Source organism: Candidatus Flexicrinis affinis (genome assembly GCA_016716525.1).
Classification (GTDB): domain Bacteria; phylum Chloroflexota; class Anaerolineae; order Aggregatilineales; family Phototrophicaceae; genus Flexicrinis; species Flexicrinis affinis.
Genome location: JADJWE010000001.1, coordinates 50100 through 67204 on the forward strand (window position 1 = coordinate 50100; position 17105 = coordinate 67204).

17 protein-coding genes are annotated in these 17105 nt (G+C 58.7%); 6 read left to right on the plus strand and 11 right to left on the minus strand.

Translation table 11 applies throughout. From position 1 onward, the window contains the following. Positions 1-123: 123 nt before the first annotated feature. Both IPM16_00155 and IPM16_00160 read left to right on the plus strand, forming a co-directional pair. Positions 124-2058 (plus strand): hypothetical protein, encoded by a 1935-nt coding sequence (locus IPM16_00155; protein MBK9121518.1) that lies wholly within the window; start codon positions 124-126, stop codon positions 2056-2058. Positions 2059-2862: 804 nt separating this feature from the next. Further along, on the plus strand, positions 2863-4074 hold the full coding sequence (locus tag IPM16_00160) for a transposase (protein ID MBK9121519.1): 1212 nt from the start codon (positions 2863-2865) through the stop codon (positions 4072-4074). Between the two features lie 582 nt (positions 4075-4656). Here the strand turns inward: IPM16_00160 and IPM16_00165 are convergent. Beyond that, positions 4657-5028: a single-stranded DNA-binding protein gene (locus IPM16_00165; protein MBK9121520.1), complete on the minus strand. Its 372-nt coding sequence runs from the start codon at positions 5026-5028 to the stop codon at positions 4657-4659. Between the two features lie 373 nt (positions 5029-5401). Here IPM16_00165 and IPM16_00170 point away from each other — a divergent pair, with 373 nt between their 5' ends. Next, positions 5402-5560: a hypothetical protein gene (locus IPM16_00170; protein ID MBK9121521.1), complete on the plus strand. Its 159-nt coding sequence runs from the start codon at positions 5402-5404 to the stop codon at positions 5558-5560. Here IPM16_00170 and IPM16_00175 read toward each other — a convergent pair. The 3 genes from IPM16_00175 to IPM16_00185 are packed head-to-tail and all read right to left on the minus strand — an operon-like array spanning position 5557 to position 7736. Beyond that, positions 5557-6204, minus strand: coding sequence for a hypothetical protein (locus IPM16_00175; GenBank protein MBK9121522.1), 648 nt, complete (start codon positions 6202-6204; stop codon positions 5557-5559). The genes IPM16_00170 and IPM16_00175 overlap by 4 nt on opposite strands. Positions 6205-6247: 43 nt before the next feature. Then, positions 6248-7033 carry a ThiF family adenylyltransferase gene (locus IPM16_00180; GenBank protein MBK9121523.1) on the minus strand — a complete coding sequence of 262 codons (786 nt, stop codon included), beginning with the start codon at positions 7031-7033 and terminating at the stop codon, positions 6248-6250. A gap of 46 nt (positions 7034-7079) precedes the next feature. Beyond that, positions 7080-7736: a hypothetical protein gene (locus tag IPM16_00185; protein MBK9121524.1), complete on the minus strand. Its 657-nt coding sequence runs from the start codon at positions 7734-7736 to the stop codon at positions 7080-7082. 67 nt (positions 7737-7803) lie between these two features. Between IPM16_00185 and IPM16_00190 the strand changes: the two genes are divergently transcribed. Next, positions 7804-8535 carry a hypothetical protein gene (locus IPM16_00190; GenBank protein MBK9121525.1) on the plus strand — a complete coding sequence of 244 codons (732 nt, stop codon included), beginning with the start codon at positions 7804-7806 and terminating at the stop codon, positions 8533-8535. A gap of 44 nt (positions 8536-8579) precedes the next feature. Further along, entirely contained in the window at positions 8580-8957 is a 378-nt protein-coding gene (locus IPM16_00195; protein MBK9121526.1) for a hypothetical protein, read from the plus strand. Here IPM16_00195 and IPM16_00200 read toward each other — a convergent pair. From IPM16_00200 to IPM16_00230, 7 genes are all read right to left on the minus strand, one after another. Next, on the minus strand, positions 8947-9780 hold the full coding sequence (locus IPM16_00200) for a hypothetical protein (GenBank protein ID MBK9121527.1): 834 nt from the start codon (positions 9778-9780) through the stop codon (positions 8947-8949). The genes IPM16_00195 and IPM16_00200 overlap by 11 nt on opposite strands. Continuing rightward, positions 9777-10034 (minus strand): hypothetical protein, encoded by a 258-nt coding sequence (locus tag IPM16_00205; protein ID MBK9121528.1) that lies wholly within the window; start codon positions 10032-10034, stop codon positions 9777-9779. The genes IPM16_00200 and IPM16_00205 overlap by 4 nt, the downstream gene beginning before the upstream one ends. Positions 10035-10238: 204 nt before the next feature. Continuing rightward, the gene (locus tag IPM16_00210; GenBank protein ID MBK9121529.1) at positions 10239-11966 is read right to left on the minus strand and encodes a TniQ family protein; all 1728 of its coding nucleotides are present in this window, start codon (positions 11964-11966) and stop codon (positions 10239-10241) included. Continuing rightward, complete coding sequence (locus IPM16_00215) at positions 11959-13092, minus strand: ATP-binding protein (protein MBK9121530.1); 1134 nt, start codon at positions 13090-13092, stop codon at positions 11959-11961. The genes IPM16_00210 and IPM16_00215 overlap by 8 nt, the downstream gene beginning before the upstream one ends. Positions 13093-13203: 111 nt before the next feature. After that, positions 13204-15654, minus strand: a complete 2451-nt coding sequence (locus tag IPM16_00220; protein ID MBK9121531.1) for a DDE-type integrase/transposase/recombinase — start codon at positions 15652-15654, stop codon at positions 13204-13206. A 177-nt stretch (positions 15655-15831) separates the two neighbouring features. Continuing rightward, positions 15832-16047, minus strand: coding sequence for a hypothetical protein (locus tag IPM16_00225; GenBank protein ID MBK9121532.1), 216 nt, complete (start codon positions 16045-16047; stop codon positions 15832-15834). Between the two features lie 31 nt (positions 16048-16078). Further along, a complete protein-coding gene (locus IPM16_00230) occupies positions 16079-16633 on the minus strand; it encodes a hypothetical protein (GenBank protein ID MBK9121533.1) in 555 nt (184 codons plus the stop codon). Positions 16634-16653: 20 nt separating this feature from the next. On the opposite strand from IPM16_00230, the gene IPM16_00235 reads away from it, so the two are divergent. Beyond that, positions 16654-17103 (plus strand): hypothetical protein, encoded by a 450-nt coding sequence (locus tag IPM16_00235; protein ID MBK9121534.1) that lies wholly within the window; start codon positions 16654-16656, stop codon positions 17101-17103. The last annotated feature ends 2 nt before the right edge of the window (positions 17104-17105 follow it).

Sequence of the window (17105 nt, forward strand, 5' to 3'; positions counted from 1 at the left end):
GAAAGTGTCAGTTGTCGATCAAGTGCGACCTGAGTGGCAGGGGTTGGTAGCCTCGACCAGATCCGGTGCAATTCTGAAGAAATCTGGCATACGCCGACGCCAAGCATAGGGACACTCGAAATCATGCGACTTGAAACGACGATCGGAATGCTGCCAAACGCTTCAAGAATCAAGTGGAGCAGTGACAGTCAAAAGGTTGCCATTTCGACCGTAACCGGGGGTATTGCCTTCTACTCCAGAGACTTCCTGCTGCTTGGTTTTCTTCAGGGCTATATAGAGGGTGTTCGTTCGATGGCTTGGAGCCTCGATAACAATAGCCTTGTCTTTTCTCAAGTGATGACGACCGACAGAACCGATTCAGCAGTTGTTGAACAAAGAGTGGTTCTGTGGGATCTGGCAAGAAACGAACCAACCCTACTGTTCTACAGTCATCCGGACACGTTTGCTTCAGCGGTTGTGTGGAGCCAAGACGGTACGAAACTGGCCGCGGCATTGGCCGATGATGAAATTCTTGTCTGGGATGCAACTACTGGCGATGAACTGCTTCGACTCACAGGGCAACACATTCAGTATGCAATGGATCTGCGCTGGATTGGAGAGAGGCATTTAGCCAGTTTCGGCTACGACAACACTGTTAGGATCTGGAGTGTCGAGGGAAAGGAAAACCCCTACGAACCGGAGGCACCGGAGTTCTCCGGTGTGATACATTTCGACGTTGCTGCCGAGCAGGGCCTGCTGTTGTACGTAACCGAAGATGGGCGGGTGAGACTCTGGGATGTCATCAACAATGCGCCGATTCAGACTCCCGAATTTGATGACGACGGCATTCGATTCGCCTGTTGGATGGCGGATAGAAACCATATCGTCGGAGTCAATCAACAGGGCGTTGTTACCGCCTGGCACGCAACAACTGGTGTAACACGGGCCGCGCTTGCTTCACCGTGCCATGTGCTGGTCGTTCACCCTCACTTATCACGTGTTGCCGTTGCCAACAAAGACGGCTCAGTCGTGTTATGGGACGTAGTGAGCAATCACGTACAGCAGGTTTTGCCTAGCGGTAGTCAATCCATCAGGTCATTGAATTGGTCGCCCGACGGCACACGGCTTCTAGGTTCAATGGAAGGAAATGGAATCTGGTTGTGGGATACAACGGCGGGAGCGGAAACAGTAGTACAGCCCGAAGACAGCCTTACACGGCTGGAGGGTCTATCGTCTGTGAGTCGGCATACGTCAAGGGGCCTCCTGCTACTAGGATTTGAATTTGGCCGGTACGTTATCCTCGAAGCAGACGGACGAACGTTTCAAGTCCGTTCGCTTGCGCACCGGGAACCGCTAAGTACTGCGAAGTGGAGTAATAACGGCGAGCGGTATGCGGTCGGAGGATACTACGGGTCCATAGACGTCTTCGCAACAGATTCGAACGTCGCCCTAATGAGCATCAAGTTCGAAGGGACACTTCATGGTCTGGATTGGAGCCCCGACGACTCCAAGATCGTAGGTTTCCTACATTCCTCAGCAGCGCCTAGTTGCGCTGTGATGATCTCTGCATCCACAGGTGAGGTCGTAAAGTTCGAAACTACGGCGTTTATGGGCGCTTGGAGCGCCGATTCGTCGATGTTCGCGAGTATCAGCATGAGTAGGGAAACTATTGGGTCATTGACGCTGCAAATCTCAGGCACGGATGGTTCATCTATCGCACAACACCTACCACCGTCCCTACAGATAGTGAGCACGATGAAATGGCAACCAAACAAGCGACGTATTTGCTTCGGTACTCATGACGGCAGACTGCATATTTGGGATACCGAGAAAGAAAGCCTAATCACGGAAATTGCGGGCCATTCTTCCAGCGTTAGTGCCATCGCGTGGCATCCAGACCTACCAGTGTTCGCTAGCGGTGGCCGTGACCATAAGGTAGCCGTTTGGAACGTGGGCAACCAAGAGCAATTGCTTGGGTTCTTTCATCCAAGTCAAATTACAGCATTGCAATGGTCGCCGGACGGAAGCAGTCTCATCGTGGGAAGTATCGACGGAACGGTGACCGTGTGGCTGGCTTGATTCGAACCGACCGGCGTGCGGGCTTCCCAACCGGGTCGTGACCATACGCCTCTTGCCGCGCCGTGCCTCCGAGCTGGGCGTGCGCATGGCACTCGGGCACGTCAGCTGACCGACGAGAAGAGCGCCCGATATGATCATGATCGTCCGCACGACGCACACGGCGGGCTATCCCCTGCGCGGTGCGCCGCATTGGCGATGCCAGACTCCACTTCTGATTGGTAGCAAAGACGGGGTGGTTACACACGCAGATAGAGCACACCGGCTACACAGCCCACAAACCGCCGACAGGCGCGAACGCACACCGGTGCGTTCGGTGGGCGGGGACGCTCCCGCCCACATGCCACATCGCACCGCAAGGCGCGATGTGGGTGCGCCACGTAGAGGCGCACGGTAGCCCCCACCGGCGCCTGAGGTGGCCAGCTTTTAGCTGGCGGGTTAGCCTAAGGTGGTGCGGGAGCCCAGTGACCGGTAGGAGCACGGGTCGAAGCGACGTGTTACACATCCACCCGCTGGCACCTTAGGCTAACCGACCTCCAGCCTACACGAGCGTTGGCACCCTGCAGGTCACGAGTCGCGCGCCCTCCGCACGTGTGTGTGCCAGGCTCGAGGGCAACTGGCATACTTGCCCTTGAGCCACCCGCATCGCCAGAACCCTTAGCTTGCCGTCCTGCCAGGACTTCGGTCGACAGTTCGACGGTGCGGGCATCTCCACGCGGTCGTAAACCTGTTGCGCCGCGAGCGCCTTAACCTGCATACGTGCGTGGCGATGGGGTTCCCGTCCTGAATTGGGCTAGGAGGTTCCCAATGTTCTTCTTCGGTATCGATTGGGCCAACGAGAAGCATGACATCTGCGTCCTGGATTCCCGGGGCAAGGTCGTCACGCAGTTCAGCATTACACAGTCATTGGCCGGCTTTCAGCGGCTGGAGCGCATGGTCTTGAGGTACGGTCTTTCCAACGTTCAGCTGAATATCGAACGCTCGGACGGACTGCTGGTGGACTGGATCATGGCGCGCGGTTGGGCGCTGCATATCACCCCGGCCATTGTCGTCGCACGTCGCCGTCCGCGCCGTTCGAAGTCCGACCTATCGGATGCCTATCTGCTGGCGTATCTGCTGCGCCTGCAGGATCCGGACTGCCGGTTGTTGTCCCGCTCCACGCCCACGGTGCTGCACTTGCGCGAACTGGTACGCGCCCTCGACAACACCCTCGCCGAACAGCGCCGGCTGGGAAACCGTCTGCGCTATGTCCTGCTGCAATACTTTCCCAGTGCACTCCAGCTCTTCAGCCGTGTCGAACATCTCATCACGCTGGCGTTCCTGGAACACTTTCCCACGCTCGAAGCGGCACGCGGTCTGACCCCTCACGCGCTCAAGCGGTTCCTCAAGAAGAATCACTACTATCGCTACGACCGCATACCGCAGCTGCTGGCAACGCTGCGTGCCCCGATGCCGTGCGCGACGATCGCGGACGGCTACGTGGCTCAGGTCCAGGTGTTGGTGCCGCTGCTGCGACAGATCCATCGCACCATCCACCAGCTCGAAAAGGACATCGCCGTCGTGTTCGAGACCCACCCGGAGGCGGCGTGGTGGCGCCACCTGCCCGGGGCGCACGGCGGGTTGACCTCGGCACGTATGCTGGCGTGGGTGGGCGACGACCGCACCCGCTTTCCGACGGCGCAGACGCTGCAAGCGATTGCGGGCACCGCACCGATCACCCGGCGCAGCGGGAAGTCGCTGGCCGTCGAGTTTCGCCGTGCGTGCTCCCACCCGCTGCGCAAGGCTGCGGACGACTTCGCCCGGCAGAGTGTCCGCCACAGTGCGTGGTCTCGGGCGTATCTGGACGCGCAGGTGTCCCGTGGGCACAACCGCGCGCGGGCCTATCGCGCTCTGGCCAATCGGTGGATGAAGATCGTCTGGACCCTCTGGCAGCGCCGCGAAGCGTACGACGAAGGCGTACACGCCGCCAACCGGGTCAAGTACGCCCAGTCGAAGCCACGGGCTCGGTCTGCCGCATAGCGCAGGCCGATCCGAACGCGCCTTACCGACCACCTCGTCGCGCTTCGTGGATCCCGAGCCGACCGGTTTATGCTGCCTGGTCACCGGGCCCTTTGACCGCGACCGACCTTTTGACACATCCCGAAAAACAACCCTTGACTCTGTAAACCTGTCGATCCCGCCGATCCGCCAGCCTCGCTGACGGCAATCTCGGCAGCCTCCAATGCGCCTGCCTACGACGGCTGCATTGCGGCGGGAGCGGTGGCATCGCGCCAGCGATGCGGCGCTGCTGTCAAGCGGCGCCATGGCCGCCGTCGAACTCATAGCCTACCACTTCACCAACAAACCTCGTTGACCGGACGCCGCAGCTCTGCATGACGACACCTCCATTGACAGCCAGTGCCGCAAACACGGTCCGTACATGGTTGCGGCACTGCAGGTGTTCTCAACCGCGCGCGAAGTGTGCGTCGGCAACGTCGCTGAGATTCACCCTGGCTGGATCGGCAGCAAGCACAAACCCGTCGGTGACGCCAAGCGCACGCCGTGACAACACGAAAAGGGCGATGCATCGCGGCACCGCCCTGCGTTCGTCCCGCTGCGGACCTAGAACGGGATGTTGCTGTCGTCGCCGGCGTCCGAGCCGGCATCGCCGTTCTCTGCGCGGTCCAGCAGGACCAGTCGCGTGGCGTCCACATCGACACTGGCCTGCGCCGTGCCGCTCTGGTCGGTCCACGCCGACGGCCGCAGCCACTCCGCGCTTACCTGCACCAGTGAACCTTTGCGGACGTACTGCGTCGCGATGTCGGCGAGCTTGTTCCAGCAGTTCACCCGAACCCACAGCGTCAGCTTCTCGCCGGCGCGGTTCTTGCGGCTGACCGCCACCGAGAACGACGCCACGCGCTGCTCACCCACGTCGCGCACCTGCGGATCACTGCCGACGAACCCCGTCACCTGCGAATTGATGCTGGTACCCATGATGGTGCTCCTTTGCGCGTTTGCGCTGTCTCATCCATCGGCCTCGTGCCGATGTCTGACCAGCACAACAGCAGGCGGATCAGCCGGGCCGTCACCCCGCAGGGCGCTCCCTGTTTTGTTGAGTGAAACGGCGCCAGCCAGACAAAAACAGGGAAAGCGAAATCCGCAGGATTTTGACGGTCGGCACGCCTGCTAGGATGGTCAGAGACCCATCGGCAGGTGTTGGCTGTGTGGAAGGACAGCCGGCAGCGAAGAGATCATGGCTGCCGGCGATGCAGCGTGACGGTCGTCAGGCGATCCGTACGAGGTGGGAGCTGGCGTTGTTGTCGTTTTGGCTGATCAGGCGCGCGGGTGGTGCTGATGCGATTCGGGGATGGGACACGGCCGGCTTGCGGCGAATCCGGAAGAGCGCAGGCTGTGGCGCGCGGAGCGCCGTCCGGCGTGGAGCACCGGCACGGTGGCTTTCGAGGACAACGCGGCTCACGTGGACCGCGTAGGCGATACACTCGGCCGGGCGAATCGCACCGTCTAGGGATGCGGTGACGGGGGCGGTGTCGGCGCATCGCCCTCATTCGGAAAGTAGGCGCCGCGGAAGACGTACTGCGACGGGTTTCCGCTGTGCCGCACGCCTTCGTACAACGCGCCGGTGATCTGCCGGATTCCACGTTGCAGTTTCTCGCGGATGTTAGCCTCGTCGCCATGCTGGAGCAGCTGCACTGCCGCAACGGTGAGCTGTTCCACGGCATCCAGCAGCGCATACGCGGCACGCCCCTGCCAACAATGGACTCCGTTGGCGTACGCCGTGGCAGACTTCAGATCGTCGAGACCGCTGTAGGCACGCAGCATCGCCCGCGCCGTGCCGTCGAAGTCCGCGATCCGCAGGTCGTCTCCGGTGTCGAACCGGTGCAGGAAGTCCCGCATGGCATCGACCGTGTAGAACGAGAGCGCGTTCTGTCCGCAGAACACCGCCAGCCGGTGGCACGCGCCTGTCAGATCGGGATGCCCGGCCAGTTCGAGGCAGGCGTCCTGCAGCGCGACCATGCCGTCCGAGATGCGGCTGTCGTCCGGTTCGGTGTACAGGTTCGACACGAGCATCTCGCTGATCGCGTTGTATTGGTTCGGGTCGAACAGGTCGTGATAGCGGCGCAATGCGGCAGTGCGAAGATCGTCGATCATCTCCGGATTCCTTTTCTATGTGATTGAAAGATGGGGAACGGGCTTAGAGGAGGTACGGCTGGAGCTCGTCGCGGCAGATCGGCAGGCTGCGGACGCTCATGCCGTCGAGGCTGATGAAGCTGGCGAAGGTGCGGATGGGCTGGCGGCGCAGCAGCGCGTACACGTACTGCCCGACGACGGCCGCCATCCAGTCGTTGACGAGCAAATCCTGGCCCCCGCGCAGCACCAATTCGGCGCAGGACAGGTCAGGCTGGGGCGCCGGCACGTCTGTTTCGGGTTCCAGCAGCGCCGGGAACAGCAGGCCTTCTTTGGGCAGATACGCATACTTGCCGCCCCGGCCGTCGATGTGTCGACGCATCTGATCTGCATCGGACGTGTTGCCGATCACGACCTGGCCACCGTCGCGGTAGTTGCCGGCGCCGATCAGGATGCCGCGCGCACGATGCAGCTCCCGCCGCGCCTCGTGATTGTCGACGCAGCCGACCACCAGCTGAGCGCCGTGGCGCTCGCCGTGCTTCCCGGCGTCAAACGGCTCGACGCACCACGCGATGTCCAGACCCAGCGCCATATTCAGCCGCATGCCGACGACTTCCGCTTTCGGCAAGCCCAGATTCGACTCTGCGACGGAATAGAGCTGCCGCCCGACGTTCACGTCTTCCACGACATCCGGATCGACCAGCAGGATCGCCGGTGTGTGCAGCCGGGCACGGCGCATGTCGTAAACGATGCGCGCCACGATCCGTGCGACCTGTGCGCCGGTTCCGCCGCAGCCGACGATGACGACGGTCTGTATGTGGGTGTTCGGATCGAAGCGGGCTTGCCTGCTCATCGTGCCTCGTCTCCAAGCACCTGCTCCAGCGACTTCTTGACCGGGATCAGATCCCGGTCGGATAGCGCCGCGCTTTCCGGGCTTCGAGATCAACGAGCAGTTTGCGGATATCCCGCGGCTCGCGCTTGCTCTTGCCGCTAACGGCATGATCGCCGAACGCCGAACCGAGCAGCATCGCCCAGTCCGCCGCCAGTGACGAATCCCGCAGTGCGGCCTCGTCGACGCGCGGCACCGTACCCCAGCAGATCGCGCCGGAGCCGAACACGTTCGGCAGCGGGGCGTGGAACAACGGTGTGTCGAACGCTTCGGGACGGCGCTTGACGGCGTAGACCGCATACTGTGGCGGCTTGCCTTCCGCGGTGGTGCGGATCAGGATCAACCCAGGCAGCGGCAGGCGCAGCGCCGCCTCCGAGCCCTCGAGGAACAACCCGGCGATCCGCGGCGGGCGGTATTCGACGATGGTGCGTTTTACGCCGTCCTGCCGCACAAGCAGGGTGTTTCCCCCCAGCAGGCCGGTATCGAAGGTGACTTTGGCCGCCAGCGCCGCTGCGACCTGCGCCGGATCGACCGGGTATTCGGTGACGGTTCCGCCATCGGACCTACGCAGCATCAGGCCGAAGCTGTAGAACGACAGCGTCAGCGACGGCTGTTCGGTCAGCACCGTCTTGAGTGCGTGGCCATTCGAGTGGGCTACGGTGTTCATACCACTGCCTTTCTGTGTTGGGTTCTCAGGTTATGATGGAGTGCATGAAAATCGTTCAGGACCTCTGATGGTTGCTCGTTTGTGCTGTTTCTCTCTCCTAGTCTTGGCGTTTGCCTTGCCGTCTTTCGGACAGGCGAGAACCTGCAACGACGGGTTTGGCACAGTTGTGCAGGCTGACCCGGATGAACCCGTCACTCCGCAAGCTCAGGTTGGCGCGACTACCATCGCTTGGACCTCCCCGCAATGCATTCTCATTGGTTCAACAACTGGCTTGTGGCTTGTTGACATTAGCCATCCAGACAATCCCTACCGGCTCGCCTATCATGATGAACAGGCGGTCGGAAGCGTTGCGGTTAACTCTGAAGACGGCAGCATTGCTTTCAGCTTCGCGCACGATCGTTCTGTACATCGACTGTTTCCAGGCGGTGCGATTTCCACTTTGGAAGCCGGCGGAAGTTTTGTCACTGATCTGGCGTTCTCGTCCGGTGGCACGCTTCTTGGAGTAGCCAGCATGGACAATGAAGACGATTTACCCGGTCCTTATTCCCCGCGCATCCAGTTTTGGAATGACGATCAATTGGTCACGGACATCGTGACAAGTGAAGTGGGCGTCATTCTCCGTCTCGACTTCAGCGCGGATGATCAGCATGTGCTGATACAGCGTCTACGATCAGGCTACTTCGGTGACCAAGTCGAGTATTGGGATATTGTCCGGGCTGAGCGCCTCTGGGGTTACGACGATGTATTGAGAGAATTGAGCGTTGGTCGGAGAACGATCCGCTCGCAGTTGCTTTCATGACCATGCGGGGAGAAGTTCTGGCATTGGGTGGACTGGATGGTTACATGAACTGGGACGAGTACTTCGGTTCAGCAGTTCATGTATGGGACGTGGAATTGATGCAGCGCCGACGACAGATTGTCATTTCGCGTGGTCGTGCTGAACAAGAGGACACGCTGGCAGGCATCGCCTTGAACTCGAACGGCGGACTTCTGGCAACAGTGACACAGGATGGCAGGCTTCAGCTCTGGAATACCACAAATGGTGATCAAGTGACTGAATTCAACCTTGGCGCACGGCAGATCACCCAGTTGGCTTTCAGTCCTGATGATCGCCTGCTAGCGATTCTCAGTGAGTCTGAGACAGCGATTTGGGACATTCACTCTTTGGAGCGACAGGCACAGATTGATGTGCGAGATTTTTCCGCTGTCACTACTCACTAGGCACGAGCAAGGGCCATGTGAGTTTCATTGAAGAAGTGTCCCGCCGTTGCCCGCCATACTGCTTAACTGTACCTGTGCACAACCGCCTTACGTTCTCAACAAGCGCTTGCATGATTGATGGCGTGGACTTGAGAAGATCCAAACCCGCCATTGCGTCCGCCATGATTTCGTCCGCCTCTTCGATCATCTCGATGGCGAAGGCGACGTCGTCACTGGACCACGAGAGCGGTTCCATTTCGTTCAACGCCTCGTCGGAGCAGTCGACCAATGAGTTTCCGGTGCCGCTGAACAGCCAGCCGAGCAGCCAGCCCACCTGCCGCAGCGCCGGATCGTCCTGCGCATGCAAGCTGAGCGCAAGCGCGCGCCCGATGTCGTAAGCCCGTTCCGGCACATCGACGCGCCCCACCGTAGCGTCCGGCAGCTTGACGCCAAACAGCGCGAGGATCGGCAGCAGATCGGGATGTGCGGCATAGAACTCGGGTTCGGTCAGCTCGGCGCCGTATGCGTACAGCGGGATCCCCCAACTCATCATGTACAGATCGTCCAGCGGGATGCCTTTGGCGCTGATCGCGCTGCAGATCAGCCGGTCGAGTTCGGCCGTGGTCGCGCCCTGCCGCATCTGCTCGACGACCTCGGCGTACACGTCAGGAAACGCGCCGCGGGCGACGCGCAGGCCGACCTCCAGCGGATCGGGCTCGTCCTCATCCTCGTCTTCGACATTCCAGAACGGGTCGAAGGTTGCCACCGCCGACGCCAGCAGCAGCAGCGGATCGGTGGTCAGTGCGGCGGACAACAGCGTGGTGATCTCGGTCAGGATATTCATACGCCGAACTCCAGCACGCTCACCGCCTTCAGCGGAACGGGCCCGATGCCGGCCAGCTTGTGCGCCGCCGCTGAACACTGGTCGGTGTAGGCGATCAACTCTGTGACGGCGTCGACAAGCCGCTGGCGCGGGATAGGCTGCGACGCGGAGAGAACATGAGGCCGCTCCTTGAGCAGCCTCATTCCCTGTAGCTCCACCGGCGCAATCGACACAAGACACTGGTGCAGATCGGCCTGACTTGTGACTTGACCCATAAAATTTCCTCATCTTGAAGCATATCCTTGCCAAATCGGGCGGTTTGGTTGTGGTTTTGCGGTCGTTGAATCATCGGTCTTGAAGCATATCCTTTCCAAAGTTGCAAAAACGGAAGCATAAAACGTCCTAACGTCGCGCTCTTACGACGTGAGCAAAAGCAGAGCAGTGAACACTGTCCACTGCTCTAATGCAACGGCTGAGGTTTACCGCGACGGGGTGGACAGATACCCACAAAAGGTCATCGCCTCGTTGTAGGCATGGCGGTACGGTTTCCCGTGAACCATCCAAGTGCCAATGACCGCATGAATCCTGTCCACGCTGGGATAGATACCCTGTTGGTGCAGGTCGAAAACAGACTGGCGGATGCGCTCACAAGTCGCTTCAACTTGTCTGGCGACATGCTTACCCCGTCGCACGAGCAGGATACGCGACTGCAGCGGAAAGTGGTTTTTGAGGTAGCGCACACTTTTCCCCACTGCTTTAGCAACTTGGTGCAGAGAAGGTACTGCTTCAGTGTTGGTCAGCATTCGGTCGAGATAGCCCCCGACGAAAGCTTCGTGGTGTTCAATCTGCGCTTGTCTCCGGGATTTAATGACCTGAAGCTCCTCGTCAAAATGCTGCTTCAGATAATGGTCACTCACATTCAGCGTGGCACAGATTTCACTCAGGCTGGGCGGTGTCTGCTGTTGCAGAAGCGTTTGCAGATAAGCACGACAGCGTACTTCTTTAGCTGCCTGAAAGCGCTGCGTCACCTGCAGACATAAATCATAGAAGTGGTAGTAAAGGTCGCCCGTTCGGTAACCGTGCTGCTGCGCCCATTTGGAGAGCAGTACGGGAGGCTCCTGCTGAAGCGCCAACTCCAGCACCGTACGCTGCTCGTCATGAATGCGCTGTGAAACCATTTTGTACTGAGCTGGAGCAGCTTTCTGGAAAGCAGCCGTCGTGCCAAAACCATTCTGGCGGGCAAGCGTCTGAAGGGAAGGTAAACGTTGTGAAGGGGTAAGCAGAGACTTCACTTCAGCGCAGATTCCCGCAGTCTGCACAGCATCGTCTGCCTGTGTCAGGGCTTGCCAGAAAGGTTGGTCACAAAACGCTGCCAAGCGCGAAAAGACAGCCAGATTGGGGAGGCGAGCCTCTGTCAGCAGCATACTCAATCCGCTCGGGGTGGTCTGCATGACTCGTGCAAAATGGGTATGGGTCGTTTGCTGCTGCTGCCTGAGGAGTGGTAAGACGTGTCCCATTCCGCTGCATTGGTCGGGACTTGTTCCGGGCGCAAGCGACAGCAACTTCCCCACTGCTTCTGCGCGTTTGCAGGCATCCGTCTCGTACAATGAGGGCTGTCCTGCGGGTTTTCCAAGCCAACCTTCACACTTTGGGCAACAGCCTACTACAGCCACATTCGACAGTGCGGTGAACGACTTGCCACAGGTTGGACACTGCTCAACCAGCGGAGATCCATGATGAATACAAACTTCTACAGCCTGCAAACGCCACGCCAGCGGTTCGTAGAGTGGAGTCTGGTCTTGAAGCGCGTCCGTAAAACACAGCGGACACCAAGCATGGCACTGTCGCAGCAGTTGGTACGGATTGAGCAGCAACCGCCAATAGTTCATGCTCAGACAGGCGATGCTGTTTTGGCAAGTTAGGTCACGCAGCAGGGCTGACCAGATTGCACCACTCTCCGTTATCCCATCTATTCGCGACAGCTTTTGCAGCGTCGAGGGGAGAATATCTGTCTCGCGCTGCGTGCCACAAAACGTCACCAGATCCACTACCTTGAGATGATGTGCCTGTGCTAGGCGTTTGAGGTAGCTGGTCAGGCTCTCAACAAAGGGCGTACCCACCCCAAGCGGTGCAAGCGGGTACAGGACACTCGGAGATACTTGTGGAGAGGCGTGCATCTCCCAGAAGGTCGTTTCCATCTCAACCATGACCGACCACCTTGTCGCGTACCGGATTACGAGTTCCCGGTCTGGATTTCCGCTTCAAGGGTTGAGGACGGGATGCAGAAACGGTGGTTTTACTGGTTTGCCCTAATCCCAGCAGCGTTCGCAGTTCGGTTGTGCTGTGTTCTTGGATGAACTGTGTCTCTCCACTGGTTATTCGTTGGAGCATATCCACTAGCACGTCGGTCTCTCTTGCCCATGTATCGCACATGCTGCGTGTGAGCGTCGGCTCATTCCGGTCAAAGGCAGCCCCTGCTGCTTGGTACAACCAGTCCTTGAGGATGCCTACACAGCCCAACGACCCGGTGAAGAAATACTCCCAGTCCTCGACCAACTGCGGTTCTTCTGGAAAGGGAAGATGTTTTTGCAGTCCGAACAATACCTGCTGGAATGCAGTGACATCTGTGGGATGAGCAGCCCGGTAGCGCGGAAGGTGGATGCGGAAAATACGTCGGTCGAGCTGCGGACTCAACCCGAGCAGCACATTCATTTCGTAGGTTCCAAACAGCACCGTTGGGATGTGTGAACGGTTTGCCAGAGATTTCAGTACGTCCAACTGGTCGAGCAGTCCTCTTGCCCCAGCCACTTTAATGAGATGCTGCCCTTCGTCGAACCACAACGCCTGAGGCTGGCGCTGTGCCAATACTGTCAGCAGCAGTTCGCCTAAATCGTCCGAGGACAGGCGGGTGCTGCGCTGTAAAACAGCATGTTCACCTTCCATGGTCGTGGAATACCACACTTTTTTGTCCACCATGGGTTCGTGCAGTGCGCGCAGTAGTGCCTGACGAGTCTGTTTCCACTTGAAGTTCCCGCCTCCAAACGCTTCCAGTTCAATGCCCGCGACCGGAAGATGCCCCGGATGGCGCTCAGGTTGAGCCAGAAACTGCGTGGTCAGGTCGCGCACCATGGCTTTACGCACCGTCGTCTTACCCACGCCCGGTGCGCCAATGACCATGATAATCTGCCCATCGGTAGGATGTCGCAGTGCAGACATGAGCAGCGTGTGGGCATGAGTAATACTGGGATGGGCAACGACTTTGCTGCTGAAGTAGGCTTTGCGTGCTTCCGGGGAGGCTTGCAGCAGCTCCTGAGGGAATTGAGGACTATCCATGTGCAGTGTCCTTTTCATGACTAAAAGTCGTCCGGGAGTAGCAAATGCGTCAACAAGGGTTTGGATGCAGCCTCACCGTTTGCTCCATCTACAAAGGAACGTATCTCCGTTTCAGCAGTGGACCCGGGCGCGGACTCGGTCATACTCGACCGGAGGGACTGCATCGCGTCGTCGCACTGCTGCTGCTTCCAGCAGGCGCTCCGAAGTGGTCGTACGCTCCAGAAAGTCTGCCAACAGTCTGGCGTTGAGGGTGCGAATGTCGCGTCCCCGTGCGCGGTAGCTGGCAACTAACTCTTCCCGTGCAATCTGGAGTTCCTGCTCGGTGCGGTTGTGGAAGGTCGCGTAATATTCTGACGTGCAGCGCGTCCACAGATGGTCGAGGTAAGCGTAAGCCACACCTACGTTGAATGGGTCGTAGCGAACTGCAACCTGTGTTCCGAGAATATCTGGGCGGTACATGAGGTCATGCCAATAGTAGATGTGCTCAATTTTGACTCCACTGCGCTGAACCGTGCGCAGGTCTCCCCGTGCGGGTGCAGGCAGCGCCTGCAGGATGAAAGCGTTGTAATCCAACTGCTGGAACGCTCGTTCACCATGCTGTACCAGACTATCTTCGTAGACCTCGCGGGGAGATTGTCCCAGTGAAGCATGTATGGTCTGGTCATAGACTTCGTATGCCCATTCTCGCAGCGCAGCGTTGAGCGCTTCCAGCGTCCACAGCGCCAGATGACGTGGGTCATGCGAGGCAGTCATGAGGCGAACGTGACGGGAGAGCTGTGTATTCCCCGTCAGGTTGTAGATGAATTGGGTATGGGCAGTGCGAAACAGGCGCTCCACGACATCGCCAAAGCGGGGTTGAGCGGGTGGTCGGTAGGCGACCTCGACCGCGTAATGCGCGAGCAGCGCCTGAAAGTAGGTGCTGTGAAACTCTTTTCCGTTGTCCACCACCAGCGTTTGTGGCAAGCGTCCCAACCGCGACACCATTTCGCGTAGCACCAGCATACAGGTGCGGTAGCTGGGTTGGTCATCCAGCGTGAGGACGACGGCGAGCAGACGACGGCTGTAAGCATCTACTGCGAAGGTCGCCCATGGACGGCCCAACACCTGTCCAGTATGTGCATGGCGCAGTTGGATGTCCAACAGCGTGTGGTCGAGATGCACAATCTGCCAGATCCGTTCGCCATGCTTGGGTGTGGTTGACTCAAGCACCCAATAGCGTTTCTGAATCTGGTGAACGGCTCGCTTGCCTTGTCGTCTGTACACTTGTATCTCTTGTGGACGCTGCTTGACTGCTTTTCTAAATGTCTTCAGGCTGGCAGGCGGAATGCCTTCACACTCACATGCCTGACGGTAAGCAGCCCATACAGAAGCAGCATGAGGCTGACGTGCGGTTTCGTAGTCTTGGTCGATGTAGTGTTCTAGCTTCTCCCATGCTGCGTTTGAGAGCTTGCGCTCACGGTTGCCCCGTTCGTGAATGCGGGGAAGCAGCCCCACATATCCACTGCCTGAAACCTGTTGAGCATCTCGAAATTGCTTCTGCCATCCGCGAATGGTGCGTGGACTTTTTTGCGTCCCCAGAATGCTGCCAATCTCCTCCTGCTGCCAGACCTGTTCCAAGGACATCCCTGCATCCAAGGCACGCAGCACTTGAAGGCGCGCATTGGCAATCCGGTAATCCTGTTCACTGGCAGCACGCCAATGAAGGTTCTGGGATGCTGTTGCGGACAGACTATGAAATTGTGTCTCCGTCGTGTACTGGTGTGCTTCAGCAGCAGACTGACTACTGAAAACATGGACGTGCGCTGGCTCGACCAAACGCTCGTGCTGAAGATTGACATACAAATGACGTAGCGCAACGAGCAGGTAAACTTCATCCGGGGGATATTCTTCAAGCAGCTCCACTAGGAGCATGCCCTGCTGTTGGCGAACCCGCTCAATGACCGCCATACGATTCAGTGAAGTCAGTTCTGTTGCCCCAAGATACTCGTGTAAAAATTCCAAGTTACTGAATAGTGTCCAGTTCACTTCCGCATTTGAGCGTAGGCGGTAGTACAGACCGAACTTCGCAGCATATGCCTCTCCGGGTGGGCAATGCCACTGCCCTGCCTCATCTCTCTGGTAGCGAGCAGGCTGGTGCAGAGACAAGTGGCTCAGTTCCGGTTCCGTTTTCCATTCTTCCCATCCAGCGCCATCCTCTCGGATGACAAAGAAATCCGGGGTATGCCAAGTCGTGACAGCACGTCCACGCGCTGAAGCGTAACGCAGCACTATTCGGTCTGGTTGGTCGTAGTATTCCAGAACACGGGTCTCGTCTGGGTTTTCCAGGAGATGGTCGTACTCGTAGAAAATGCGAATACCTGGTTTTTCTGCCGTTCGGCTTTCGCTTTGGATGGTCACCCCCATTTTGTGACTGGGCAGACGGGCGCTGACATTGCCTTTCCCGCCTGCAACATTTCTGGAGGGTGGTGACGTGCGGATGCGCTCTATGAGATGAATGGCGGGTTCGTCGTACCCAACCGCCTTGCACCAGCACGCAAAGGCGACTTCATTTTTGAACTTCATTTGTCCATTCCTTTGTACTTACAGGTCGTTGCTTGCAGCATACGTCCTGAATTAGGAATGACAATTCTTGTGTGCTGGTGGAAGCATATTCTTGCCATGCGGTTTTGGAACGATATCACTGCCATTTGGCAGTTTTATGCTTCAAGTCACATGAGTCATCAGGTTCGCGGACACGGGCTATCCTTTCCGCCCCGGCTGCGGCAGGAACTCGACCACGCGCAGGCCGTTTTCGTCTCGCTCGCGCACGGTCGCATTGGCAACTTCCGGGTAACTTGGTTTGAGCAGATCGCGCACCTGATCGCTGCTGAGGCCGGACATCGCCTCGGTCTCGACAATGCGCGCTGCGCCGATCTTGAACACGCGGGGAAGTTGGTTCGAAGTCTGGTCGGTCATGAGGTTGGGTCTCCGTTTACTGGGCGATGGGCTAAAGCAGTGCATCGGTCTGGGTGTCGGTCGGGACGCCTCCGATCTGAACAAAGTCCTCCAGCTTGAACAACGCGAAATCGCCGTCAGTCAGGTACTTCATCTTTCGGGCGACAGCTGGCACATCGTCGAACCGGATCGGTGTCTCGCCGTCCCACAACTTGCCGTCGATCAGGCGGCCCGCCAGTAGCACCGCTTGACGATAGGCCGCGGCATCGGTGTCACCGGCGGTAATCTTGATGTGGCTGATCCTGACTGCCTTCGTCCCTTTCCGGAGCGGCACATCGACTGTCGGCTCGGACGGCGCAGCCGGAACAGGTTTGGCCGGCGTCGCAGTCTTTCTGGCGGACGGAGGTGCCGCGGGCGCCTCCGGGATCACCGGCGGATCGGCTTCGACCGCGTCCAGTGCGATCAACGCCTCGGCGATGATCTCGCTTAAGTCGCCGATGTGGCTGTACGTGAACTGGTGGATGCGCGCCAGCTCGCCGCGCTGGACGAGAATGCTTCCCTCTGTGTGAGAATCGTGTAGACTAATCGTGATGGTCGTGTGAGGCATACGTTCTCCTTTGGAGTGTTGTGACTGATCCGATTGAAATCCGTTTTGGGACGAACGACGAGACATTTCTCTCGCTCCAGATTGTGGGGCGCGCTGTTCCCGGAAGTGATGACTATTGGGATGGGAATTCGCTGGTCGCCCATGCTGAGGTCAAGGTCGAAGGACTTTCAGGGAAACTCACCGGTGTGCTGAGAAGCGAGGAGATCTTGCGGTTCGGCGAGCAGCTCCAGCACGGCTACGAAACGCTCTCGGGGGAGGTCACGTTCACCACGATGGAAGGGTGGATAGAGTTTGTCGTGAGGTTCTTGAGAGCAGGAAGCGTTGTCGTGGAGGGCGTCGTGACGCCGGATCTCGCACTAAGGTCCCGACTCCAATTCGATCTCGGTCTCGACCAGTCGTATCTCCCTGCTGTCCTGGCACAGATTCGGCAAGTTGTCAAACGCTTCCCGGTTGTCGGACGCGCACGCTGATT